Origin of the sequence: Nakamurella sp., assembly GCF_044224575.1 — a bacterium.
In the GTDB taxonomy this organism is placed as follows: Bacteria; Actinomycetota; Actinomycetes; order Mycobacteriales; family Nakamurellaceae; genus Nakamurella.
Map to the genome: position 1 here is coordinate 14,752 of NZ_JBGAKE010000031.1, position 23,151 is coordinate 37,902.

Sequence of the window (23,151 nt, forward strand, 5' to 3'; positions counted from 1 at the left end):
GCCGAGCGATCTTTCGAGATGGTCCTGCCGGCGTTCCTTCCGGAGCGACCGAGCCCGCGAGGTGCTCCGAAGGGATGCCGGCATGACGACCACCGAGCGACCGCAGAATCGAACCAGCCCGGCCGGCAACCCGATCGGCTTCGGCCGGATGCACCGCAAGGAGGACGCGAGATTCCTGCGCGGCCAGGGCAACTACGTCGACGACGTGCGGATGCCGGGCATGCTGGAGTCGGCCATCCTGCGGTCGCCGTACGCGCACGCCCGGATCCGGTCGATCGATACCAGCGCCGCGGCCGCCCTGCCCGGGGTGCACGCGGTGATCACCGGTGAGACCCTCGCCGGGTTGAATCTGGCCTGGATGCCGACTCTCTCGGCCGACGTGCAGGCGGTGCTGGCCACCGACAAGGTGCGCTTCCAGCACCAGGAGGTCGCCTACGTCGTCGCCGACTCCGAGTACATCGCGCGGGACGCACTGGAACTGATCGAGGTCGACTACGAGCCGCTGCCGGTCGTCGTCGACGCGAAGAAGGCGCTCGACCCGGACGCCCCGGTCATCCGCGACGACGTCGAGGGGCGCACCGACAACCACATCTTCGACTGGGAATCCGGCGACCGGGCCGAGACCGACCGGGTGTTCGCCGCCGCCGAGGTGGTGGTGACGCAGGAGATGCTTTATCCCCGCGTACATCCCGCGCCGATGGAGACCTGCGGGACCGTCGCGCACATGGACCCGGTGACAGGCAAGCTCACCGTCTATTCGACGAACCAGGCCCCGCATGCGCACCGGACGATCTACGCGCTGGTCGCCGGCATCCCCGAGCACAAGATCCGGATCATCTCGCCGGACATCGGCGGCGGCTTCGGCAACAAGGTCGGCATCTACCCGGGGTACGTGCTGGCCGTCGTCGGCTCGATCGTCACCGGGCGACCGGTGAAATGGATGGAGGACCGCAGCGAGAACCTGATGGCCACCAGCTTCGCCCGCGACTACCACATGACGGGGAGCATCGCGGCGACGAAGGACGGCACCATCCAGGGCCTGCGGGTGGACGTGCTGGCCGACCACGGCGCGTTCAACGGCACCGCGCAGCCGACGAAGTTCCCGGCCGGCTTCTTCCATATCTTCACCGGCTCGTACGACCTGCAGGCCGCGCACTGCAAGGTGTCCGGCGTTTACACGAACAAGGCGCCGGGTGGCGTCGCCTACGCCTGCTCGTTCCGGATCACCGAGGCCGTCTACCTGGTCGAGCGGATGGTGGACCTGCTGGCCGCCGAGCTGCACATGGACCCGGCCGAGCTCCGCCTGAAGAACCTGCTGCGTCCTGAGCAGTTCCCGTACACGAGCAAGACCGGCTGGGAGTACGACTCCGGCGAGTACCCGCGGGCGCTGCGGCTGGCGATGGAGATGGCCGGCTACGACGCCCTGCGCAAGGAACAAGCGCAGAAGCGGGCCCGCGGCGAGTTGATGGGCATCGGGATCTCGTTCTTCACCGAGGGGGTCGGCGCCGGACCCAAGAAGCACATGGACATCCTCGGGCTGGGCATGGCCGACGGCTGCGAGCTGCGGGTGCATCCGACCGGCACCGCGCAGCTCCGGCTGTCGGTGCAGAGCCAGGGGCAGGGGCACGAGACGACCTACGCGCAGATCGTCGCGCAGGAGCTCGGGATCCCGCCGGAGGACGTCGAGGTCATCCACGGCGACACCGACAACACCCCGTTCGGCCTGGGCACCTACGGGTCCCGGTCCACCCCGGTGTCCGGGGCGGCGGCCGCCATTGTCGCGCAACGCATCCGGACCAAGGCGCGGATCATTGCGGCCGCCGCGCTGGAGGCGTCCGTCGAGGACCTGGAATGGGAGCACGGTCGCTGGCAGGTGAAGGGCGACCCCGATCAGGGCAAGACGATCGCCGAGATCGCGATGCTGTCCCACGGCACCCTGGAACTACCCGAGGGCGTCGAAGGCCACCTGGACGCGTCCGTCGTCTACGACCCGCCGAACCTGACCTACCCGTTCGGGGCGTACATCTGCGTCACCGATGTCGATCCCGGGACCGGTCAGGTGAAGGTGCGCCGGTTCATCGCGGTCGACGACTGCGGCCCGCGGATCAACCCGATGATCGTCGAGGGGCAGGTGCACGGCGGCCTGGCCGACGGCATCGGCATGGCGCTGATGCAGCTGATCGCGTTCGACGAGGACGGCAACTGCGTCGGCGGATCGTTCATGGACTACCTGCTGCCGACCGCACTGGAGTGTCCGAGCTGGGAGCTCGGCGAGACGGTGACGCCGTCACCCCATCACCCGCTGGGGCTCAAGGGCGTCGGCGAGTCGGCGACCGTGGGTTCGCCGCCCGCCGTGGTCAACTCGGTGCTCGACGCGATCGCGCCGTTCGGCGTCCGGCACGCGGACATGCCACTGACCCCGGCGAACGTGTGGATGGCGATGCAGGGCACGCCGGTGCGCACCGACCTCGCCATCACGTGAGCGCCGGCTCATGACGCGGGCGGATCTGGACGAACGGGCCGCGCAGCTCCGCGCGGCCGGTGAGCCGTTCGTCCGCGCGCGGGTCGTGGTGGCCCACCGGCCGACCTCGGCGAAGCCGGGCGACGAGGCGATCGTGCACGCGGACGGCTCGATCGAGGGCTTCGTCGGCGGGACCTGCGCCGAGTCGACCGTGCGGGTGCAGAGCCTGCGGCTGCTGGGGGCACCGGAGCCGTTGCTGCTGCGGATCCGGCCCGACGCCGACCCGGACGGCGCCGACGCCTCCGATCCCGCCGGCGGGACGTTGACGGTGCACAACCCGTGCCTGTCCGGCGGAGCGTTGGAGATCTTCCTCGACCCGGTGGTCCCACCGCCGCTCGTGCTGGTGCACGGCGACGGACCGATGGCCGCGGCCCTGGCGGCGGTGGCCGGGGCCGCCGGCTACCGGTGCGGCGTCATGGATTCGACCACCGGCGCGGACTCGGTCGCCGGCGCCGATGCGGTGGTGGTCGCCTCGCACGGCCGGGACGAGACCGATGTCCTCTCCACGGCGCTCGACGCGGACGTCCCGTACGTCGGTCTGGTCGCCAGCCGGCGGCGCGGGGCGGCGGTGCTGGCCGAGATCGCCTCCGCCCGGCCGCAGCTGGCCGCAGCGCTGGGCCGGGTCGACACCCCGGCCGGCCTGGACCTCGGCGGCCGGACCGCCGGCGAGGTGGCCGTCTCGATCCTGGCCGCCATCATCCGCACCCGCGCCGACACCGCCTCGGCCACCAGCACCAGCACCAGCACCAGCCCCTCCCCCGCGCGGATCAACAACGCCGGCGCGGATCAACTCGCCCCGAATGTGACTGACGAGCAGGAAGTCAACGATTTCGTCCGCGCGGGTATGCACACCGCCGGTGGGGACAACCGCGCGGATGAAGTCGCACCGGATGTGAACGGTGGGACGGAAGTCGACGACTTCGTCCGCGCGGGCGTAGATGATCCGCGCGGCAGGGTGGGGGTGGGGACGGCGGTCGACCCGGTGTGCGGCATGAGGGTCGCGACGGTGCCGGCAAGCCTGCACATCGAATACGCCGGGCGGACGGTGTGGTTCTGCGGCCCGGGTTGTCTGCGGGCGTACGAATCGGACGCGGCTCGGTACCCTGAATCGTGACCGCGCCGGACCTGCCCGAACTGCTGCCGGACGTCGGCGCGCTGGCCGCGTTGATGCGGAAGACCGGGTATCTCACCGACGTCGGCCTGGCCACCGCCCTGTTCTGCGCCACCCGGCTCGGCCAGCCACTGCTGCTGGAGGGCGAGGCGGGCGTCGGCAAGACGTCGGCCGCGCTGGCGCTCGCCACCGCGCTGGACACCCGGCTGCTGCGCATGCAGTGCTACGAAGGCATCGACATCGCCGAGGCCGTCTACGAGTGGAACTACCCCCGTCAGTTGCTGGCCATCCGGGTCGCCGAGGCCGAGGGCAAGGACGTCACGACCGGCGACCTGTTCCACCGGGACTTCCTGATCGACCGGCCACTGCTGCAGGCGCTGGCCCATCCCGGGCCGCGCCCGGCGGTCCTGCTGATCGACGAGATCGACCGGGCCGATGAGCATTTCGAGGCGTACCTGCTGGAGATGCTGGCGGAGAAGTCGGTCACCGTGCCCGAGCTGGGCACCCTGCGGTCCACCGTGCCGCCGATCTGCGTGCTCACCTCCAACCGCACCCGGGACGTGCACGACGCACTCAAGCGCCGCTGCCTGTATCACTGGATCGAGCATCCCGACGTGGCCCGGGTGGTCCAGATCATTCGATCCCGGGTGCCCGGCGTCGACGAGGCCTTGGCCACCGCAGTCGCCGCGGCCGCCGCCCGGCTCCGCGGGCTGGACCTGCAGAAGCCGCCCGGCACCGCCGAGGTGATCGACTGGCTGCGCGCCCTGCAGGTGCTGGGACACCCGACGCTCGACGACGCCGCCGCAGCCGCGACCCTGGGGTCGGTCCTGAAGTACAAGGAGGACCAGGAGGCCGCCATCGCGGCCGGATTGGGCCGGATGATCGGTGTCTGAACCGGCCTTGGCCCCACCGCCCGCCTCATCCCCCGCTGCCCCACCGCCCGCCGATCTTGCGACCCTGGGCGCCGAGTTCGCCGGGCTGCTGGCCACCAACGGCGTGCCGGTGCCCGTGCACCGTGCGGTGTGGTGGACGCGCGCGGTGACCGCCGGCGGCCCGACGACGGTCGGCGACCTGTACTGGCTGTCCCGGGTCACACTGATCGACCGGCCCGACCACCTGCCGGTGTTCGACGCCACGTTCGCGCACGTCTTCGGCGCCGCGGCCGTGCCGTCGATGGCCGACCCGGCCGAGTTCCGCGGAGATCCGGCCGACCGGTTGCCGGGCACTGCCGCGCAACCGCAGGCGCCCCGGGAGGGCCCGGACGGGCGGGGCGACGAGACATCCCGACCGTCGGTCCTGCAGACCGTCGGCGACGACGGCGCGGACGCCGGCAGCGAGGACGCCCCGCCCGGCACGGCCGCGGTCGCCTCCGAGATCGAACTGTTGCTGGCCAAGGACTTCGCCGAGTGCGACGACAGCGAGCTGGCCGAACTCAACCGGATCGTCGACGGCATGCGGGTCGTCGCCCCGACCCGGCCCGCACGCTGGGCCCCGACCCTGGGCCCGGGCCGGTCCCTCGACCTGCGCCGCACGCTGCGGCGGGCCTGCCGGAGCGGCGGCGACCCGGTGCGCTGGGTGCGCCGCCGGCGCAGCGCATTGCCCCGTCGGATCGTGCTGCTGGCCGACGTCTCCGGCTCGATGCAGTCCTACGCGCGGGTGTACCTGCGAGTGCTGCAGGGCGCCGTGCTCGGCGCCCGCGCACACGCCTACGTCTTCGCCACGCGGCTGCACCCGGTCACCCGTGCGCTGGCACGCGGACCGCGGGAGTCCGGCATCAGCCGGGCCATCGCGCTGTCTCCGGACGCCTCGGGCGGCACCCGGATCGGTGCCGCGATCAAGGAGTTCCTGGACACCGACGGCCGCCGGGGGTTGGCCCGCGGCGCGGTGGTCGTCGTGGTGTCGGACGGCTGGGAACGCGCCGATCCGGCCCTGCTCGGCGAGCAGATGGCCCGGTTACGGCGGCTCGCGCACCGGGTGATCTGGGTGAATCCGCGCAAGGCCGCGCCCGGTTTCGCCCCGCTGGCCGGCGGCATGGCCGCCGCGCTCCCGCACGTCGACGCGTTCATCGAAGGACATTCGGCGCAGGCCGTGCAGGGTTTGCTGGACGCGATCGCCAACAGCGGGACAGGGTCCGGCCGCCTGCGCTGATCAGTAGACGACTCCCCGAGCGAGAAAGTCCCGGGGCGGGGCCGGCGCGCAACCGGTCCGCTGATCCACGTTCCACCTCGGCGCCCGAACTGTCGGATTCTCTGGGACTTGGATCAGCGCAGGGTGCCAGTCGGGCCCGCCCAGCCGGTCCGCGGATCAATTCCGCGCGGACGCGCCCGGATGGCCGGGTTCCGCCAGGGTTTGAACAGCGAACCGAGCCGATCCCGGGCCGGCCGGCACCGGCACCGACCGGCGCAGCACCACCGCGAGCCCGGTCAACCAGGCCGACGTGAGCACCACCGCCAGCGCCGACCGCATCGACCCGCCCCCACCGGGCAAAAAGATCAGCAGCAACGCCGCCAGCGCGGTGAGCACGCTGTATACAGCCCACCCGCCCGACCCTGCCCACCCGCCCGACCCTGCCCACCCGCCCGACCCTGCCCACCCGCCCGACCCTGCCCACCCCGGTCGGCCCCGGGCGGCGAACCAGCGGGCGAACCAACCACACAGCGCGGCCAGGCAGGCGAACGCGAACGGCGGGGCGACGGCGTGCACCGCCCCGTGCCAGCTCAGGCCGGATGCATCGAGCGGGGTGCCGAGCGGGAAGCCGGCCCCGGGGTCGACCAGGAACAGCCCGGTGACGATCAGCCCGGCGCCATAACCCCAGACCAGCGGGGCCGCGGCGCCCCGGCCCAGCAGCCGGCGCACCCCGACGCCGAAGCCGATCGACAGCGCCCCGGCGGCGACGAAGTTGGCCACCTGGATCCATCCAGGACCGCCGAGCGCGAGCAGGCTGATGCCGTGCCGGCGGATATCGAACCCGTCCCGGGTGAGGGCCTCGATCGCCGTCACCCCGACGAACAGCGGGCCGGCCAGCACCCCGCAACCCAGCAGTTGTCGGGTCGAGACGGCGGCCATGGCCGCCAGTGTGTCACCCGGCCGGGGCGGGGACCACCGGGTCGTCGAGCACCTCGGACCGCAGTTCATCGATCCGCACCAGGGCTACCCCGGCGACGATCAACACCCCACCGATGAGCTGCACGACCGTCGGCAGCTGGCCCAGCAGCAGCCAGGCGAACAGGACCGCGAACAGCACCTCGGTCAGGCCGACGAACGAGGCGAGCTTGGACCCGAGCGAGCGGGCGGCCATGATCCCGACGACGTACGCGAAGACCGCCGCGATCAGCGACAGCCCGGCGACCGGCACCCACCACGGCACGCCGTGCCCGGCGAACACCACGTCGTTCGTGTTGGCCGCGACCGGCAGGACGCCGATTGCACTCAGCGCGAGCAGCACGGCCGCGCCGATCGTCATCCCGCCACCGGCCATCACCAGCGGCGGCAGTTCGGGGTCGCTCTTGGCCGACAGCACGAAGAACACCGCGAGACCGACCGCGGCCACCAGGCCCCAGAACACGCCGACCAGGTCGACCGTGGCGTCCCCGGCCAGGTCCAGGACGAGCACCAGCCCCAGGACGGACACGACGGTGCCGCCGATGGTGAGCCCGCGCGGGCGTTGCCGATGCCGGGCCCACAGCCAGCCGACCACCAGGACGATGCCCATGTACTCGAGCAGCAGGGCGACCCCGACGGACAGGTGCTGAACGGCGTTGAAGTAGGCGACCTGGCAGCCGGCGATGGCGACCAGCCCGAAGGCGGTGATCATCGGCAGGTTGCGCCGCAGCACCCGCCAGCGCCCACGCAGCGCGATCAGCGAGGGGACCAGCAGCACGACGGCGGCGATGGTCACCCGTGCGGTGACCGCCGAGGACGGCGACCAGCCGGCGTCGATCAGCGACCGGGCGAACGCGCCGGAGGTGCCGAACGCCGCGGCGGTCAGCAGGGCCAGCAGCAGACCGAACCGGGGTCGGTGCGGCGCGCCCAGCGGCTGGGTGTGGTCGCGGGTCAACGGACACCTCCCGGATCGGGTCGTCATGGGTCATCAAGCGATACGCTGATGACGCTAGACCCGATCGCCGTCAGGAGTCAACATGGTTTTTGCCCATGACACGGAGGTGGCGCTGGCGGCGGCGGCCGCCCTGGTGAACACCGCACCCGGCCGCACCGACCCGGAGGAACTCCGCACCGTCAAGGACCTGGACGCCTTCGTCGCCGAGTGGGGGTGGACCGGTCGGCACACCCGGGGCGAGGACGAACTGGTTGCCGTCCGTGCGCTGCGGCCTCGGCTCCGGCGGATCTGGGAGGTCGACGAGGACGAGGTGGTCGACATCGTCAACGGGCTGCTCCGCGAGTTCCACGCCCTGCCCCAACTGCTCAAACACGACCAGTGGGACTACCACCTGCACGCCACGGATCAGGATGCGCCGTTGCCGGCCCGGATGGCCGTCGAGGCCGCGATGGCGATGGTGGACGTGGTGCGCGGCGGCGAGCTCGAGCGCCTGCGCATCTGCCAGGCCCCGGATTGCCGGGATGTCGTCGTGGACCTGTCCAAGAACCGGTCCAAGCGATTCTGCGACTCCGGCTGCGGGAACCGGATGGCCGCGGCGGCCTACCGCTCCCGTCGATCGGAGCCCGGCCGGCGATCGGAGCCCGGCCGGCGATCGGAGCCCGTCCGACGACCGACGGCCGGCCCGGGCGGCGCCTGACCCGCCGCTGACGGCGACGGCACCGCAGAGTCGCGATCGGCCCGGCCCAGCAGAACGGCCACCAGGGCGTCGGCCAACCAGGCCTCGAACTCGTCCATCGAGTACCCCCCGTTTTCGACCAGGGACTCGTAGGTCGCCGGGCTCGCGAGCACCAGCACCGTGTCGATGGCGCTGTCCCGGGTCAGCCCTGGGCGCAGGCACTCGTCGTCGAGGCCGGCCAGCGCACCGGCCATCGTCCGCCGCCGCTCCCGTTCCAGTTCGGCATGGTCGGCGGCGATCTCCGGGTCGGCCGCGGCGGCGTCCCGGTACAGGCGCCAGACCGGGCCGACCCGCTCGGCCACCGACCGGAAGAGCGCGGCGAGGGCCCGCAACCGGGCCTCGGAACCCGGGTCGGGCTCGGCACCGAGCTCGGCGGCCACCCGCGGCGCCCACCGGCCTTCGGCGATCGCCGTGGACGAACCCGTCATCGTGGACTCGAGGTGCGCCCGTAGCAGCGCCCGCTTGCTGCCCCACGCCGCGTACAGGGTCTGCAACGACACGCCGGCCCGCTCGGCGATCGCCTGCACGGTGGCTCCGGTGTATCCCTGCTCGCCGAAGACTTCCCCGGCGGCGACGACCAGCCGCAACCGGGACCGCTCACGGACGGCCTGGCCCGCCCGCTTCTGCCGGCTGGTCGCGGCACCGACGGGGGTGGTCATCGGCACAGCCTAGCGTTAGAGTCAGGCTATGAAGCGTAGTGACGCTCTAGTTCGTGCCGTGACGTCGCTCCGGCGCCTGATCCGCCCACCGATCACCATCGCCGATCCGCCGGCCGGCGCGGTGGCCGAATGGGACGTGGCGGTGCCCATGCGCGACGGAGTCCGGCTGCGGGTGAACGTGTTCCGGCCGGCGACCGGCGGGCCGTGGCCGGTGATCATGTGCGCCCACCCGTACGGCAAGGACGACATCCCGCTGCACCACCGCACCCGCCGCGGGTACCGGGCCTCGTTCCAGTACCGGTTGATGCGCACTGCCCCGCTGACCCATTCGGCCTGGACGTCCTGGGAATCGCCCGATCCCGGGCACTGGGTCGGGCGCGGCTATGTCGTGGTCAACGCCGACCTGCGCGGCTGGGGCACCTCGGAGGGCGACCCGACGGTGCTGTCCGAGCAGGAGGGGCAGGACGTGCACGACCTGGTCGAGTGGGCCGGGACCCAGCCGTGGAGCACCGGGCGGGTCGGCCTGAACGGCGTGTCCTACCTGGCCATCAGCCAGTGGGCCGGCGCCGCCGAACGCCCGCCGCAGCTGGCCGCGATCTGCCCGTGGGAGGGCTTCACCGACCTCTACCGCGACTTCGCCCGGCCCGGCGGCGTCCTGGAGACCGGCTTCTTCACGGTCTGGTCCACCGTGACCGGGCGCCGGTCGGGCGGCCGGGTCGACCTGCGCGGACCCGCCCGGGACCGGCCAATGGTCGACCGTTGGTGGACCGACCGCAATCGGGCCATCGAGCAGATCGAGGTCCCCGCGCTGATCTGCGGCAGCTTCTCCGACCACAACCTGCACAGCCCCGGCTCCTTCGAAGGCTTCCGGCGCATCGCGTCGTCGCACAAGTGGCTGTACACGCACCGCGGACCGAAGTGGGCGACCTACTACTCGCCCGCCGGACTGGCCGCCCAGGCGCGGTTCTTCGACCATTTCCTCCGGGGGGACGACACCGGCATCCTGGACGATCCACCGGTCCGGTTGGAGATCCGCGACGACCGCAGCACTGTCAGCCGGATCAGTGCCGAATCGCACTGGCCGCCGGCCGGGATCCGGTGGCGCACAATGCACTGCGGCCCGGACGGGACCCTCGGTGACGACAATGCCACGGCCGGCTCGGTGACGTTCGCCGCCCGCCGGGGCCGGGCGGGTTTCACCCACCGCTTCACCGCCGACACCGACGTGGTCGGGCCGATGCTGCTGATCCTGCACCTGTCGATCGACACCGGCGACGACGTCTCGGTGTTCGCTGCCGTCCGGAAGTTTCGCGACGGGCGCGAGGTCACCTTCGAGGGCTCGTTCGGCTTCCTCGGCGACACCGTGAGCCACGGCATCCTGCTGGCCTCGCACCGCGCGACGAACCCGGATCAGTCCCGGCCGGGCGAGCCGTTCCACCCGCATACCTCCCGGGAGCCTTTGCGGCCCGGCGTGCCGGTGCGGCTGGAGATCGGCCTGCACTCCTCGGCCACCCGCTTCCGCGCCGGCGACGAGCTCCGGCTGGACATCCAGGGCCGCTGGTTCCACCGGCGTAACCCGATCACCGGCCAGTTCCCGGCCGGCTACCGGCGGGCGGGCCGCGGCGGCTGCACGCTGCACCTCGGGCCGGCCGGCGGCTGCGAACTGCAGATCCCGGTCCTCCCGCCCGGCTGACCGAGCCCCGAGCGAACCGGTTCGGCCCGGACCACGCTGGGCCCGACCGTCGAGCCGCCGTTCGCACCCTGATCCGGTGGCGTCCGCCGGCCGGGGTCCGCGGGAAATGATCAGAGAAGCGCTGTGACAGCCATCCGGAGCGATGATCGCGAGTCACGCAGATGGTCATACCGGAGCGCCCGACTCCCACCGGTCGGCGCCGGTCAGGGCGCCGGGGCGGGGATCACTCCGAGCTGATTGAGCACCCCGAACAGGTCCGGCTGCGACCACTCCTCGACGATCTCGCCGTCCACAATCCGGTAGACGTCGGTGCCGGAGAAGGTGAGCAGGCGGCCGGTCGGTGGAATCCCCATCAGCGGCCCCGTGTGGGTGCCGACGAACGAGTGCCGCACGACGAGCCGGTCGTCCGTGCCGAAGGCATCGTCGAAGGTGACTGTGACATCAGGCAGAGCGGCGAGGATCTCGTTGCTCTCGGCGATCAGGCCGTCTCGGCCGACCGGCTGCGGGTGGTGCGGCATGTGCCCGACATATCCGGCGGCGTAACAGCTTCGGGCCGCCTCCGGGTCATGCCGGTTGAATGTGGTGTCGTACGCCTGCCAGACCAGCGCGCGATTCTCCTCGACTGACACGAGCATCTTCCTTCCACTTGATCGGATCGGCTCCCAATCGAGTCGCCCGCTTCGGATCAACGGGCCCAGGGGTCGGCGACCGCACCCGTCTGCACCAGGATGCCAAGCCAGTCGGCACCGACCCAGTCGCTGACGATCAGGCCGTCCCGGAAGCCGAGGAACTCGACCGACCATGCGGTGACGACCCGGCCGGAGGGCGATCGACCCGCCAGTCCCCCGTTGTCGGTGCCCGTGACGGCGGTGCGCACGGCCACCCGGCCCGGCACCACGATCAGCTCCTCGACGGTGAACCGGGAGTCGGGAAAGGTCGCCCGGTGCATCCGGATCGCCGCCAGCTTGGCCGCAGGCCCGCGCAGATCCGGCCGGGCGGCATAGGCGAAGTCGGGGTGGATCAGCTCGGCGGCGACCTCATATCGCCCTTCGTTCCAGACCTCGGAATACAGTCGCCGGGCCACGGCCTCGATGGTCGCCGGCGCGTCGCCCGGCTCCGGTCGCATTTCGGTGGTCGTCATCGTGCCTACCGCCTTGACCCCGGTCATACTGTATTGACTGGAACGTGCCTGTATTAAAGCAAGCATTGCTAAATGGTGCAAGAGTGAATGATTCGGACAGTGCGCCGACCTTGGGTTCGAGGCGGTACGCGTCGGCCCGGCGAGAACGACAGGCCGAGCAGACCCGCACCGACATCCTGATGGCGGCGACCCGGCTGTTCGCCGTGCGCGGGTACGCCGGCACGACGCTGGCCGGCATCGCGGCCGCGGCCGATGTCGCGGTCGAGACCGTCTATGCCGGCTTCGGCTCGAAGACGGCACTGCTCGGCGCCGCGATGGACGTCGCCATCGTCGGCGACACGGCACCGGTTCCGCTGTTCGAACGACCGGAGGCGCACCGGATCGAGGCACTGCCGTCGAGCGAGCGGATGCCCGCACTGTTCGTGTGGGTCGGCCGGGTGTACTCGGGCCCGGTGGCCGGGGTGTGGCAGGCCATGCTGGAGGCCGCGGCCAACGATCCGGAGGTGGCCGGGTGGTGCGTCGAACACGAACGGCGCCGACGCAGCACCCTGGTCGACTGGCTCGCCGCGAACCTCGACACCCTCCCGCCGGACGCGGTGATCGACCAGATGTGGGCCATCACCAGCATGGAGGTGTTCGGCAAGCTCATCCGGGAACGCGGATGGTCGGTCGAGCAGTGGGCCCAGTGGATCGTCGTGATGATGAAGGCCCTCGCCCCGGACCTACCGCGATGACCGGTCCCCGAAGTGGCCTGTCGCGGGCCGACAACCGGGCTCCAGATCGCCGGTGTTCGCCGCCGTCCGCAAGATCTTCCGACGACTGCGATCGGTGCTTTTCCTTTCGGTAGGGCGGTCGATTCGTACGGGCGATGAGGCGACGGTGGCGCCCCGGCGGACATCCGGTTCGGGTCCGGTTCGTGCGGGCCCACCGGGAATGAGGTCCGTCTTGATTCATCCCGGTCAACCCGGCCCCGAAGCGTCACCGCGGACTCGATGGCCTGGCGTGTTTCCCTCCGTGAGTGGTCCGGCCGGACGTGATTGAAGGGGGCCGGCCTGGGGGTGGACATCCGCCCGGTGTGGCGGATCTGTGGCCTGTTCGACGGCGGCCGTTCACCGGGACCCTGCCGATCTTCCTTGCGGAAGTTACTGGCCAGTAATAACCTGGGTTAACAAGCGTCGGGGGCGGCACACTCTCCCGACCGATCCGTCGAACCGCCGATGCGACTCGATCTCCAAGGGAGCTCAAGGATGAGCCATTACCGTTCCAACGTTCGTGACCTCGAGTTCAACCTGTTCGAGGTGCTCGGCGCCGACGAGCGCATGGGCAAGGGCCCGTTCGCCGAGATGGACGCCGAGACCGCACGGGACGTGCTGCACCAGTTCGAGGAGGTGGCCAGCGGCCCGGTCGCCGCGTCCTTCGTCGACGCCGACCGCAACCCGCCGGTCTACGACCCGGCCACGTTCAGCGTGAGACTGCCGGAGTCGTTCAAGAAGTCCTACGCCGCGATCCGCGACGGGGAGTGGTACCGCCTGGAACTGCCGACCGACCTGGGCGGTTACGGCGCCTCCCCCAGCCTGCGGTGGGCTGCCGCCGAGCTGATCCTGGGGGCCAATCCCGCGCTGTTCATGTACTCGGGTGGGCCGAACTTCGGCACGATCGTGCACCGCAATGGCACCCCCGAGCAGCAGCAGATCGCCGAGCTGATGATCTCCAAGCAGTGGGGATCGACCATGGTGCTCACCGAGCCGGACGCCGGCAGTGACGTCGGCGCCGGCCGGACCAAGGCGATCCGCCAGCCCGACGGCACCTGGCACCTTGAGGGCGTCAAGCGGTTCATCACCTCGGCCGAGCAGGACCTGACCGACAACATCATCCACCTGGTGCTGGCCCGCCCGGAAGGCGATGGCATTGAGGCCCGGCCCGGCACCAAGGGTCTGAGCCTGTTCATCGTGCCTAAATTCCACTTCGACCCGGCGACCGGGGAACTCGGCGAGCGCAACGGTGCCTTCGTCACCAACGTGGAACACAAGATGGGACTGAAGGTCTCGACCACGTGCGAGCTGTCGTTCGGCATCCACGGCACCCCGGCGGTCGGCTACCTGCTGGGCGAGCGGCACGACGGCATCGCGCAGATGTTCCAGGTGATCGAGTACGCCCGGATGATGGTGGGAACCAAGGCGATTGCCACCCTGTCCACCGGCTACCTGAACGCGCTGGAGTACGCCAAGCAGCGGGTGCAGAGCGCCGACCTGACCCGGGCGGCGGACAAGACCGCGCCGCGGGTGACGATCATCCACCACCCGGATGTCCGGCGGATCCTCATGCGGCAGAAGGCATATGCCGAAGGCCTGCGGGCGGTGTACCTGTACACCGCGTCCTGGCAGGACCGGATCGCCACCGGCGAACTGAGCGGCACCGACCTCGCGCTGGCCGTGCACGTGAACGATCTGCTGCTGCCGATCGTCAAGGGCGTCGGCTCCGAACGCGCCTACGAGAACCTCGCGCTGTCGCTGCAGGTGTTCGGCGGGTCCGGCTACACCCAGGACTATCCGATCGAGCAGTACATCCGGGATGCCAAGATCGACACCCTGTACGAGGGCACCACCGCGATCCAGGCCCAGGACTTTTTCTTCCGCAAGATCGTCAAGGACAACGGCGGCGCGCTCGGCGCCGTGGCCGGGGAGATCGCGGCCTTCGTCAGGACCAGCCTGTCCGAGACCCGGGACGGCCGGCTCAAGGAGGAACTCGGCCTGCTCGGCACCGCGCTGGCCGACGTGCAGGCGATGGTCGCCACGCTGGTCGGGTACGCGATGCAGGCGGTTCAGGAGCCCGAGTCGGTGTACAAGGTCGGCGAGCACGCCGTCGCGCTGCTGATGAGCGTCGGCGATCTGCTGATCGGCTACCTGCTACTGCGCCAGGCGCTGGTCGCGCAGGCCGCCCTGGACGCAGGGGCATCGCCGAAGGATGCGAACTTCTACGCCGGCAAGCTCGCGGTGGCCCGCTGGTTCACCCGCAACATGCTGCCCGAGCTGACCGCCCGGCGGGGCATCATCGCCGGCGCCGATCTGTCGCTGATGCAGGTCGACGAAGCGGCCTTCTGAACCGAACCTCCGCCAAGCAGGCCGGCACTGCGCGCCCCGCGTCCCCACGGACGTGGGGCGCGTTGCCGTCTCGGGGGCGGACTCGAAAGCTCGGGGGAGAACTCGTCCGGGATTGACCATTGACCGGCGGGTCGGAAGCCTCTAGTCTCTTGGTCAGACCACATATGGTCTGACCATATGAACCCACCGTCCAATTCACCGTCGAAAAGGAATCCCGCATGGTCAAGCGCCAACTGCCCAAGCCCGCCGAGCTCGCCGAACTGATGAAGTTCAAGAAGCCGGAACTGAACGGCCGCAAGCGTCGCCTGGACAAGGCTCTGACGATCTACGACCTGCGTGCGATCGCCAAGCGCCGCACCCCGGCCGCGGCCTTCGACTACACCGACGGGGCCGCCGAGGCCGAGCTGTCGCTGACCCGGGCCCGCCAGGCCTTCGAGGACGTCGAGTTCCACCCGGACATCCTGCGGCCGGCACCGAACGTGAACACCGCCACCACGATCCTGGGTGACACCAGCGCCCTGCCGTTCGGCATCGCGCCCACCGGGTTCACCCGCCTGATGCACACCGAGGGCGAGATCGCCGGCGCCGGGGCCGCGGGCGCGGCCGGCATCCCCTTCACCCTGTCCACCCTGGGCACTTCCTCGATCGAGGACGTCAAGGCGACGAACCCGCACGGCCGCAACTGGTTCCAGCTCTACGTCATGCGGCAGCGGGAGATCTCCTACGGTCTGGTCGAGCGCGCCGCCCGGGCCGGCTTCGACACGCTGATGTTCACCGTCGACACCCCGGTGGCCGGCTACCGGATGCGGGACAAGCGCAACGGCTTCTCCATCCCGCCGCAGCTGACCCCCGGCACCATCATCAACGCGCTGCCGCGGCCGTGGTGGTGGATCGACTTCCTGACCACCCCCACCCTGGAATTCGCGTCGCTGTCCTCGACCGGCGGCACCGTCGGCGACCTGCTGAACTCCGCGATGGACCCGACGATCTCCTACGACGACCTCAAGGTGATCCGCGACCTATGGCCCGGCAAGCTGCTGGTCAAGGGCGTGCAGAACGTGCCCGACGCCGTGCGGCTGATCGACGAGGGCGTCGACGGCATCATCCTGTCCAACCACGGCGGACGGCAGCTCGACCGGGCACCGATCCCGTTCCACCTGCTGCCGCAGGTCGTCCGCGAGGTCGGCCGGGACGCCACCGTCATGGTCGACACCGGCATCATGAACGGCGCCGACATTGTCGCCTCCGTCGCGCTCGGCGCGAAATTCACCCTGGTCGGCCGGGCCTACCTGTACGGCCTGATGGCCGGCGGACGCCCCGGCGTGGACAAGACGATCGCCATCCTGCGCAGTGAGATCGAGCGCACCATGGCCCTGCTCGGCGTCTCCACCCTGGACGAGTTGGAACCCCGGCACGTCACCCAGCTGACCCGGCTGGTGCCCGTCGCGGGCTCGCTCTCGCAGGCCGCGGCCGCGCTGGCCTGACCGGACCCTCGCTCACGGCGCCCCGCCCCCGTTCCGGGGGCGGGGCGCCGCCGTCCAGCCCGGGCCCACCCCAGTTCGCTGATCAAATCCGCGGCCCGAGCCCGAAGTGTCCGTTTCCGACGCGGGTTTGATCAGCGAAGGCGCGGGTGTCCGCCGGGCGCGCTGATCAAATCCGCGGTCCGCGCCGGATATGTTCGGTCTCGGCGCGGGTTTGATCAGCGAACCCCGGTGGGGGCCAGCTTGGCCGCGCCGAAGAACGGGCTCCAGCCGCGGATCTGCCGGTCGGCGATCAGACCGAGGCCCCAGAACGGGTCACCGTCCAGCAGCTCGGCGACGTGCGCCTCGTCGGCGGCGTCCAGGATCAGCAGGGCGCCGGGGCCGCCGGTGGTCAGCGGCCCGCTGATCACGATGCGGCCCTGCTCGAAAAGTGATGCCAGATAGTCCTTGTGCGTGGGCCGGTGCTCGTCCAGCCGGGCGGGCTCGTCGGCGTAGCGGTAGATGACGGCGTGCAAAGCCATGGTCGTTCCCTTTCGGTGATGTCTTTCGGCTCGGTACTGCCTTTCGGCACTGTGCGTCAGAGGGTGTCGGCGAGCGCGCGGCCCACCGCGAAGGCCCGGGTGATCGCCGATCCCAGGGTGGCGCCGCCGCCCGGGTAGGCGTCGGCGAAGACGGTCGCGGCCACGTTGCCCGCGGCATAGAGGCCGCCGACCGGCTCGCCGCGACGATCCAGCACCCGGCCGGCGTCGTCGGTGACCAGGCCGCCGCAGGTGCCCAGGGTGCCGGGCCGGATCGGGATGGCATGGAACGGGCCATCGGCCAGCGGGCCCAGACACGGGTGCGGCTGCCGCGGGTCGCCCAGGTACCGGTCGGCCGCGCTCACGCCGCGGTGGAACAGCGGATCCCGACCGTCGGCGGCGAACTTGTTGAATTCGGTCACGGTCGCGGCCAACGCGAACGGGTCGATGCCCAGCGCCCCCGCCAGCTCCTCGACGGAGGCTCCGCTGACCGCCCACGCCGGCACCTGCCCGACCGGCACCCCGCCGATCGAGTACCGGGACAGGTACCCGCTGTCCACCACCAGCCACGCCGGGATGTTCGCGTGGTCACCGGTGGTCGGGTCGATCGACCGGAATACCTTGTTCAGGTCGTGGTAGTTGACCGCCTCGTTGACGAACCGCCGGCCGGCGGCGTTGACCATGATCGAACCGGGCAGGGTGAGCTCGACGTTGGCCATCCGCCCGGACGGCCGCCCGTCGTACACGTGCGCCGGGTCCTGCAGCACCGGCACGCCCCAGACCGCCCGCATGGTGCTGACGGTGCCGCCCGCGGCCAGGCCGAGCTCGAGCCCGTCGCCGGTGTTGCTGGGGGCACTGATCGGGGTGACCGGGTTGGGCAGGAACGCCTCCTGCAGCCGCGGGTTCCACTCGAACCCACCGGTGGCCAGCACCACCGCCCGGGCGGTGACCGCGCCCCGCGTGGTGGTCAGCACCCAGCCGTCCCCGGTCCGGCGGAGATCCTCGACGCCGCAGCCGGCGAGGATGTCGATGCCGCGCTCCTGCGCCGACACGATCAGCGACGCGATCAGCGCGCCGCCCATCGTCCGGGTGCCATCCGCGTCCCGGCCGGCGATCAGTTCGGCGTCGAAGCCGCTGGCCGCCATGGCATCCCGCTCGGTCATGGTGATCGACGGGAAGTACGTCGGCGGGCGGATCCGGGCTGTCAGACCGGGGTGCTCGGTCCCGTCGAACGGGAGGTTGTCCAAGCCGCGGCCGCGGGCCGCCCCCGCCCACTCGGTGTGATAGTCGGGCCGGGGCAGCGCGGCCAGCCGGACCCGTGTGCTGTCGTCGAGCCAGCGCACCGCCTCGCCCGATGTTTCGACGTACCAACGGAGACTGTCGGCCGGAACCCGGCCGCCGGTCGCAGCGGTCAGGTAGGTCAGGGCCGCATCGGCCGAGTCGGGGAACTCGGCGCCCATCAAATGGTGGTTCGGCATCCAGGCCACACCGCCGGAGATCGCCGACGTGCCGCCCAGCAACTCCGCCTTCTCCAGCACGACGACGGAGTGTCCGCCGTCGGCGGCCCGGCAGGCGGCGACCAAACCGGCGGCACCGCTACCGATCACGGCCACGTCAACGGTCAGCGCCATGACGCTCACCGGTCCTTCAGCGGGCCGTCGGCGACCAGGAAGTCGGTGATCAGCTCGGAGACGGCGGCGAACATGTCCGAGCCGGTCGAGGTGCCGCAGCCCAGCGCCCGGGCCGCCTCGATCAGCGGTGGCACCGCGGGTTTGGTGACGACGTCGGCGACGAAGGTCGCCGGCTTGAGCTGCGTGACGTCGATCGGTAGGGGATCGCCGGACCGCATGCCCATCGGGGTGGCGTGCGCGACGATGTCGAAGCCCGTCGGATCGCTCGATCCCACGGTGACCCGGTCCCCGAAGCGCTCCCGCAGCCGGCCGATCAGCCTGTCCCGGCGCACCGGGTCGGCGTCGTGCAGGGCGAGTTCGGCGGCGCCGGCCTCCAGCAGGGCCAGGGCGATCGCGGTGCCCGCGCCACCCGCGCCGACCTGCAGCACCCGGGCGCCGGCCGGCTCGCCGCCGTTCGCGATGACGGCCGTGACGTAGGCGGCGCCGTCGACCTGGTCACCGTGCAGGGTGCCGTCCGGATTGCGGCGGGCGACGTTGACCGAGCCCAGGAACGCGGCCCGGTCGGTCAGCGTGGCGCAGTGCGGGGTGAGCCCGAACTTGTGCGGCACCGTGGCAATGATGCCGCCGATGCTGCCGGACAGGATGAGTCCCTCGATCAACGCGTCCAGGCGCTCCCCGGTGATCTGCAGCGGGACGACGACGGCGTTGCGGCCGCGGGCGGCGAACGCCCGGGTGATGCCGTCGGGCGAGCGCACCTGGGCGATGGGGTCACCCACGATCGGCACGACCAGGGTCTGTCCGGACAGCTGCGGATACGAGTTGGTGGGCCGTCCTTCGGTCATGACATCTCCACGGAGGCAAGGGTTTCGACAGGGGAGGGCGCAGCGTGGGCGGCGTGCCGGGCGGCGACGTAGCCGAAGGTCAGCCCACCGCCGACCTGGCAGCCGGCGCCCGGGTATTCGGCCGCGCTCATCGATGCGGCGTCGTTGCCGCATGCGTACAGGCCGGCGACCGGCTCACCCGCCGCGCCCAGCACCTGCGCGTCACCGTTGGTCCGCAATCCCAGCGCGGTACCCAACGGGGTCGGCACCAGGGCGATGGCGTAGAACGGCGCCGTCTCGATCGGGCCCAGGCTGGCGTTCGGCCGGTGCGCCGGGTCGCCGTACTGCAACCCGAACGGGCTGGTGCCCTTCCCGAGCTCCGCGTCCACCCCGGTGGCGGCAGACCGGTTGTTGTCGGCGACGGTCCTGGCCAGCCCGCCCGCGTCCACCCCGATCCGTTCGGCGAGCTCGCGGATCGTCGGCGCGGCGTGCAGGTAGCCGCGGCGCAGGTACTTGCGCAGGTAGGCCTTGGGCAGGTGAGGACGAATCATGCCCAGCCCGTACCGGTGCAGGGAGCGGGCGTCGATGATCAACCAGGCCGGCACCGTGTTGGTCGCGTACATCGCTCTGACGAAGCGGTGGTAGGAGACTGACTCGTCCACGAACCGCCGACCGTCCGCACCGACCGCGACGATCCCCGGCTTCGACCGGTCCCAGATGTGCGGGAACACCGCGACGGACCCGTCCGGGCGCCGCGCGACCGATGACGGGAACCAGAAGGCGTTGTCGTCCTGGGGAGCACTCAGCTCGCCGCCGACGCTGCGGCCCAGGGACAGCGTGTCCCCGGTCGAGCCTTCCGCCGCGCGGGTGTACTGCGGCACCGGACTCGGCAGGTGCGCCGTCCGCCACTGCGAGCTCGCGGCGAACCCGCCGCCGGCCAGCACCACGCCGCGCCGCGCCCGGACCCGCAGTTCACGACCCTGGTACGCCACGATGGCGCCGGTCACCCGGCCGTCCGTCCCGGTCTCCAGCCGGGTGGCGGTCGCATGAAACCAGACCTGCCCGTCCCGCTCCAGGAGCCGGTGAAACAGGTTGGCGACCAGCGCGTTCCCCATCGCCAGCCGCGTGCCGCGGCGGTAGGTCAGCCGGTCCTTGGCCCATCGTGCGCCCAGCTTCACCGCGAGCGGCGCCGCCTTCGGTGAGCCCTGCAGCAGGGTGAGCAGCTGGTTCACCTCGGCGCGGCGAACCATCATGGTGCCGCCGAACAACGCGAATTCGGGCACCGGCGGCCGGACCCGGTCGAAGTTCTCCCGGCCCAGGGTCCGCCCGTCGAATGTCTGCGGCTCCAGCGCCCGGCCACCCAGGCTGGCGCCCTCGACCTCGGGGTGGTAGTCGACGACCGTCTTCGAGTGCCAGAACCGCACTCCCAGGCGGTCGAAGTAGTCGATCGCCGCGCTGCCGTTGCGCAGGTAGGACTCGCGCACTTCCCGTGGTGCCTTGTCCCCGACCAGCCGGTCCAGGTAGCCGGCGGCGACCTGCGCGTCGTCGGTCACCCCGGCGTCCCGCTGGAACCGGTTGTTCGGGATCCAGCAAGTCCCGGCGGAATAGGCGGTGGTCCCGCCGAGAAACTCGGTCTTCTCCAGCACGAGAACCGACAGGCCCTCGTGCGCGCCGGTCACCGCGGCCGCCAGGCCTCCCGCCCCGGTGCCGAGGACGAGCAGATCGACCTGCTCGTCCCACTGGTCGTCGGGATGGGTGGCGGGGCTGACGTCGGTGTCGGTGGCTGGCATGCACCGACGTTCCCACGGTCGAGTATGTCCCGTCCAACACCGAATAGATCAAACAATTTGTTCCCATGGCGCATAATCCGGAGTGGCTCAGCTGGGGGTCGGCATCACCTCGTCCGCGACGGCGAGCACCGCCCGCAGCACGGGCGACGGGTTGTCGGCGGCCCAGGCGATGGCGTGGTCGAGGTAGGTCGGCGGGCCCGCCAGCGGCACGAACACCGACCCGGACGGCATGATCTGGGCGACGCCGTCGGAGACCAGCGACACCCCGACACCGGCCGCCACCAGGGTCAGGATCATGAACGGATCGGTGATCTCCTGCACCACCCGGGGGCGGAAGCCGGCGACGATGCAGGCCCGCATGGCGGTCTCCCGGAGGCCGGAGCCGGACGCCGCCGGGATGGTGATGAAGTCGTCATCGGCCAACTCGCCCAGGTCGACCGATTCGTCGCCGGCCCGCGGGTGGTCGGTGGGCAGCGCGACGCCGAGCGGTTCCCGGGCGATCAACCGGCTCCGCAGCCGCGGGGACGGGTCCAGCGGCAGAGCGACGAAGGCCAGGTCCAGTGCGCCCCGCTCGATCTGCACCACCCCGTCGCCGGTCAGCACGCCGGCGACCAGGTCGAGGGTCACCTGGGGGTAGCGGCGCCGCACCGCGCGGGTCAGCGGCGGCAGGGTGCGGTGGTTCAGCGCTCCGGAGAAGCCGATGGTGACGGTGCCGTAGACCTCCCCGGACACCGCGCGGGTGGCCTGCCGGCCCAGCTCGAGCTCCTCGAACACCCGATGGGCGTGCGGCAGCAGTGCGGCACCGGCCGGGGTAAGGGCGACGCTGCGCGTGCTGCGGTCGAACAGGGTGACCCCCAGGTCGCGCTCCAGCTTCCGGATCGTCTGACTCAGGGGCGATTGCGCCAGGTGCAGCCGGGCGGCGGCCCGGCCGAAGTGCAACTCCTCGGCGACGGCTACGAACGCCTCCAGCTGCCTGATCTCCACCGTCCCGTCCCTTCCCTTCCTCGTACACCGGAGCCCGCCGGGGCCCGATCCCGCGGCCACATCCTGAGTTGATCATGGCGTTCTCTGCTGCCCGACCGGCGTGTCGTCGGTGTGTCGGACAGAGTTCGCCATGATCAACGGTGGACAGGCCGGGTCGATCGAGAACGGTCGGCGCCTACCATCGGCCGGGTGACCGAGCCGACCACCATCGCCGAGCTGGACCGGCAGGTCGCCGGCTGCCGGGCCTGCCCGCGCCTGGTGGCCTGGCGGGAGGAGGTCGCCGTGGTCAAGCGCGCCGCCTTCCGCGACGAGACGTACTGGGGCCGAGCCGTTCCCGGTTTCGGGCCGGCCGACGCCCGGCTGCTCGTCGTCGGCCTGGCACCGGCCGCCCACGGCGCGAACCGGACCGGCCGGATGTTCACCGGGGACCGCAGCGGCGACGTCCTCTACGCCGCCCTGCACCGGGCCGGCCTCGCATCCCAACCGACCGCGACCCGCATCGATGACGGCCTGACGCTGGCCGGAGTCCGGATCACGGCGCCGGTGCACTGCGCACCGCCGGCCAACAAGCCGACACCGGAGGAGATCCGCACCTGCGCGGCCTACCTGCGCCGGGAACTGGAGCTGCTGGCGCCGACGCTGCGGGTGGCGATCACCCTCGGTGCCATCGGCTGGTCCGCGCTGCTGGCCGTCCTGGCGACCGACGGCTGGATCGTCCCCCGGCCCCGGCCGGCGTTCGGCCACGGCCGGGAGCTGGTCCTGAGCCATCCGGACGGCCGGGCGCTGACTCTGCTGGGGTGCTACCACGTCAGCCAGCAGAACACCTTCACCGGCCGGCTGACTCCGGCCATGCTGGATGAGGTGCTGGCCCGGGCGGTCGCGCTCGGCCGGGCGACGTAGGTTGGTG

General features: G+C 71.4%; 20 protein-coding genes. 10 read left to right on the forward strand and 10 right to left on the reverse strand.

Annotated elements, in window-relative coordinates:
• Positions 1 to 82 precede the first annotated feature (82 nt).
• Genes ACILSK_RS23430 through ACILSK_RS23445 form a run of 4 tightly spaced genes read left to right on the forward strand, consistent with a single transcriptional unit; the run spans position 83 to position 5,780 of the window.
• Positions 83 to 2,482 carry an aerobic carbon-monoxide dehydrogenase large subunit gene (locus ACILSK_RS23430; protein WP_395729604.1) on the forward strand — a complete coding sequence of 800 codons (2,400 nt, stop codon included), beginning with the start codon at positions 83 to 85 and terminating at the stop codon, positions 2,480 to 2,482.
• 10 nt (positions 2,483 to 2,492) lie between these two features.
• Complete coding sequence (locus ACILSK_RS23435; RefSeq protein ID WP_395729605.1) at positions 2,493 to 3,635, forward strand: XdhC family protein; 1,143 nt, start codon at positions 2,493 to 2,495, stop codon at positions 3,633 to 3,635.
• On the forward strand, positions 3,632 to 4,525 hold the full coding sequence (locus tag ACILSK_RS23440; protein ID WP_395729606.1) for an AAA family ATPase: 894 nt from the start codon (positions 3,632 to 3,634) through the stop codon (positions 4,523 to 4,525). Before ACILSK_RS23435 ends, ACILSK_RS23440 begins: the two co-directional genes overlap by 4 nt.
• Entirely contained in the window at positions 4,518 to 5,780 is a 1,263-nt protein-coding gene (locus ACILSK_RS23445) for a VWA domain-containing protein (RefSeq protein WP_395729607.1), read from the forward strand. Before ACILSK_RS23440 ends, ACILSK_RS23445 begins: the two co-directional genes overlap by 8 nt.
• Before the next feature lie 156 nt (positions 5,781 to 5,936).
• Here ACILSK_RS23445 and ACILSK_RS23450 read toward each other — a convergent pair whose 3' ends face one another.
• Together ACILSK_RS23450 and ACILSK_RS23455 are read right to left on the reverse strand one after the other, a co-directional pair.
• The gene (locus tag ACILSK_RS23450; RefSeq protein ID WP_395729608.1) at positions 5,937 to 6,698 is read right to left on the reverse strand and encodes a DUF998 domain-containing protein; all 762 of its coding nucleotides are present in this window, start codon (positions 6,696 to 6,698) and stop codon (positions 5,937 to 5,939) included.
• Between the two features lie 13 nt (positions 6,699 to 6,711).
• A complete protein-coding gene (locus ACILSK_RS23455; protein ID WP_395729636.1) occupies positions 6,712 to 7,665 on the reverse strand; it encodes an EamA family transporter in 954 nt (317 codons plus the stop codon).
• Between the two features lie 106 nt (positions 7,666 to 7,771).
• Between ACILSK_RS23455 and ACILSK_RS23460 the strand changes: the two genes are divergently transcribed.
• Entirely contained in the window at positions 7,772 to 8,386 is a 615-nt protein-coding gene (locus tag ACILSK_RS23460; RefSeq protein ID WP_395729609.1) for a CGNR zinc finger domain-containing protein, read from the forward strand.
• Here ACILSK_RS23460 and ACILSK_RS23465 read toward each other — a convergent pair.
• Positions 8,290 to 9,084 carry a TetR/AcrR family transcriptional regulator gene (locus ACILSK_RS23465; protein ID WP_395729610.1) on the reverse strand — a complete coding sequence of 265 codons (795 nt, stop codon included), beginning with the start codon at positions 9,082 to 9,084 and terminating at the stop codon, positions 8,290 to 8,292. The two genes, ACILSK_RS23460 and ACILSK_RS23465, sit on opposite strands and share 97 nt — an antisense overlap.
• A 58-nt stretch (positions 9,085 to 9,142) precedes the next feature.
• Between ACILSK_RS23465 and ACILSK_RS23470 the strand changes: the two genes are divergently transcribed.
• Positions 9,143 to 10,777, forward strand: a complete 1,635-nt coding sequence (locus tag ACILSK_RS23470) for a CocE/NonD family hydrolase (protein WP_395729611.1) — start codon at positions 9,143 to 9,145, stop codon at positions 10,775 to 10,777.
• A 203-nt stretch (positions 10,778 to 10,980) separates the two neighbouring features.
• On the opposite strand, the gene ACILSK_RS23475 is transcribed toward ACILSK_RS23470, so the two are convergent.
• On the reverse strand, positions 10,981 to 11,412 hold the full coding sequence (locus ACILSK_RS23475; protein WP_395729612.1) for an ester cyclase: 432 nt from the start codon (positions 11,410 to 11,412) through the stop codon (positions 10,981 to 10,983).
• A 50-nt stretch (positions 11,413 to 11,462) separates the two neighbouring features.
• Complete coding sequence (locus ACILSK_RS23480; RefSeq protein ID WP_395729613.1) at positions 11,463 to 11,918, reverse strand: ester cyclase; 456 nt, start codon at positions 11,916 to 11,918, stop codon at positions 11,463 to 11,465.
• Positions 11,919 to 12,001: 83 nt separating this feature from the next.
• Here ACILSK_RS23480 and ACILSK_RS23485 point away from each other — a divergent pair, with 83 nt between their 5' ends.
• The 3 genes from ACILSK_RS23485 to ACILSK_RS23495 all read left to right on the forward strand — a co-directional run bounded on the left by ACILSK_RS23485 (position 12,002) and on the right by ACILSK_RS23495 (position 16,503).
• Positions 12,002 to 12,652 carry a TetR/AcrR family transcriptional regulator gene (locus ACILSK_RS23485; RefSeq protein WP_395729614.1) on the forward strand — a complete coding sequence of 217 codons (651 nt, stop codon included), beginning with the start codon at positions 12,002 to 12,004 and terminating at the stop codon, positions 12,650 to 12,652.
• A gap of 513 nt (positions 12,653 to 13,165) precedes the next feature.
• Positions 13,166 to 15,019 (forward strand): acyl-CoA dehydrogenase, encoded by a 1,854-nt coding sequence (locus ACILSK_RS23490; protein WP_395729615.1) that lies wholly within the window; start codon positions 13,166 to 13,168, stop codon positions 15,017 to 15,019.
• A gap of 218 nt (positions 15,020 to 15,237) precedes the next feature.
• Positions 15,238 to 16,503 carry an alpha-hydroxy-acid oxidizing protein gene (locus ACILSK_RS23495; RefSeq protein ID WP_395729616.1) on the forward strand — a complete coding sequence of 422 codons (1,266 nt, stop codon included), beginning with the start codon at positions 15,238 to 15,240 and terminating at the stop codon, positions 16,501 to 16,503.
• Positions 16,504 to 16,718: 215 nt separating this feature from the next.
• Here ACILSK_RS23495 and ACILSK_RS23500 read toward each other — a convergent pair whose 3' ends face one another.
• From ACILSK_RS23500 to ACILSK_RS23520, 5 genes are all read right to left on the reverse strand, one after another.
• A complete protein-coding gene (locus tag ACILSK_RS23500; protein ID WP_395729617.1) occupies positions 16,719 to 17,021 on the reverse strand; it encodes a YciI family protein in 303 nt (100 codons plus the stop codon).
• A gap of 56 nt (positions 17,022 to 17,077) precedes the next feature.
• Entirely contained in the window at positions 17,078 to 18,649 is a 1,572-nt protein-coding gene (locus ACILSK_RS23505) for an FAD-dependent oxidoreductase (protein WP_395729618.1), read from the reverse strand.
• A gap of 5 nt (positions 18,650 to 18,654) precedes the next feature.
• A complete protein-coding gene (locus ACILSK_RS23510) occupies positions 18,655 to 19,491 on the reverse strand; it encodes a shikimate dehydrogenase family protein (protein ID WP_395729619.1) in 837 nt (278 codons plus the stop codon).
• A complete protein-coding gene (locus tag ACILSK_RS23515) occupies positions 19,488 to 21,260 on the reverse strand; it encodes an FAD-binding protein (RefSeq protein WP_395729620.1) in 1,773 nt (590 codons plus the stop codon). Before ACILSK_RS23515 ends, ACILSK_RS23510 begins: the two co-directional genes overlap by 4 nt.
• Positions 21,261 to 21,347: 87 nt before the next feature.
• Entirely contained in the window at positions 21,348 to 22,244 is an 897-nt protein-coding gene (locus tag ACILSK_RS23520; RefSeq protein WP_395729621.1) for a LysR family transcriptional regulator, read from the reverse strand.
• Positions 22,245 to 22,433: 189 nt separating this feature from the next.
• On the opposite strand from ACILSK_RS23520, the gene ACILSK_RS23525 reads away from it, so the two are divergent.
• A complete protein-coding gene (locus ACILSK_RS23525) occupies positions 22,434 to 23,144 on the forward strand; it encodes a uracil-DNA glycosylase (protein ID WP_395729622.1) in 711 nt (236 codons plus the stop codon).
• Positions 23,145 to 23,151: the final 7 nt, after the last annotated feature.

Coding starts and splice junctions, on each gene's coding strand:
- ACILSK_RS23515 (WP_395729620.1), bottom strand. CDS start 21,260: ATGCCAGCCACCGACACCGACGTCAGCCCCGCCACCCATCCCGACGAC.
- ACILSK_RS23435 (WP_395729605.1), top strand. CDS start 2,493: ATGACGCGGGCGGATCTGGACGAACGGGCCGCGCAGCTCCGCGCGGCC.
- ACILSK_RS23495 (WP_395729616.1), top strand. CDS start 15,238: ATGGTCAAGCGCCAACTGCCCAAGCCCGCCGAGCTCGCCGAACTGATG.
- ACILSK_RS23490 (WP_395729615.1), top strand. CDS start 13,166: ATGAGCCATTACCGTTCCAACGTTCGTGACCTCGAGTTCAACCTGTTC.
- ACILSK_RS23505 (WP_395729618.1), bottom strand. CDS start 18,649: ATGGCGCTGACCGTTGACGTGGCCGTGATCGGTAGCGGTGCCGCCGGT.
- ACILSK_RS23460 (WP_395729609.1), top strand. CDS start 7,772: ATGGTTTTTGCCCATGACACGGAGGTGGCGCTGGCGGCGGCGGCCGCC.
- ACILSK_RS23500 (WP_395729617.1), bottom strand. CDS start 17,021: ATGGCTTTGCACGCCGTCATCTACCGCTACGCCGACGAGCCCGCCCGG.
- ACILSK_RS23475 (WP_395729612.1), bottom strand. CDS start 11,412: ATGCTCGTGTCAGTCGAGGAGAATCGCGCGCTGGTCTGGCAGGCGTAC.
- ACILSK_RS23450 (WP_395729608.1), bottom strand. CDS start 6,698: ATGGCCGCCGTCTCGACCCGACAACTGCTGGGTTGCGGGGTGCTGGCC.
- ACILSK_RS23430 (WP_395729604.1), top strand. CDS start 83: ATGACGACCACCGAGCGACCGCAGAATCGAACCAGCCCGGCCGGCAAC.
- ACILSK_RS23510 (WP_395729619.1), bottom strand. CDS start 19,491: ATGACCGAAGGACGGCCCACCAACTCGTATCCGCAGCTGTCCGGACAG.
- ACILSK_RS23480 (WP_395729613.1), bottom strand. CDS start 11,918: ATGACGACCACCGAAATGCGACCGGAGCCGGGCGACGCGCCGGCGACC.
- ACILSK_RS23465 (WP_395729610.1), bottom strand. CDS start 9,084: ATGACCACCCCCGTCGGTGCCGCGACCAGCCGGCAGAAGCGGGCGGGC.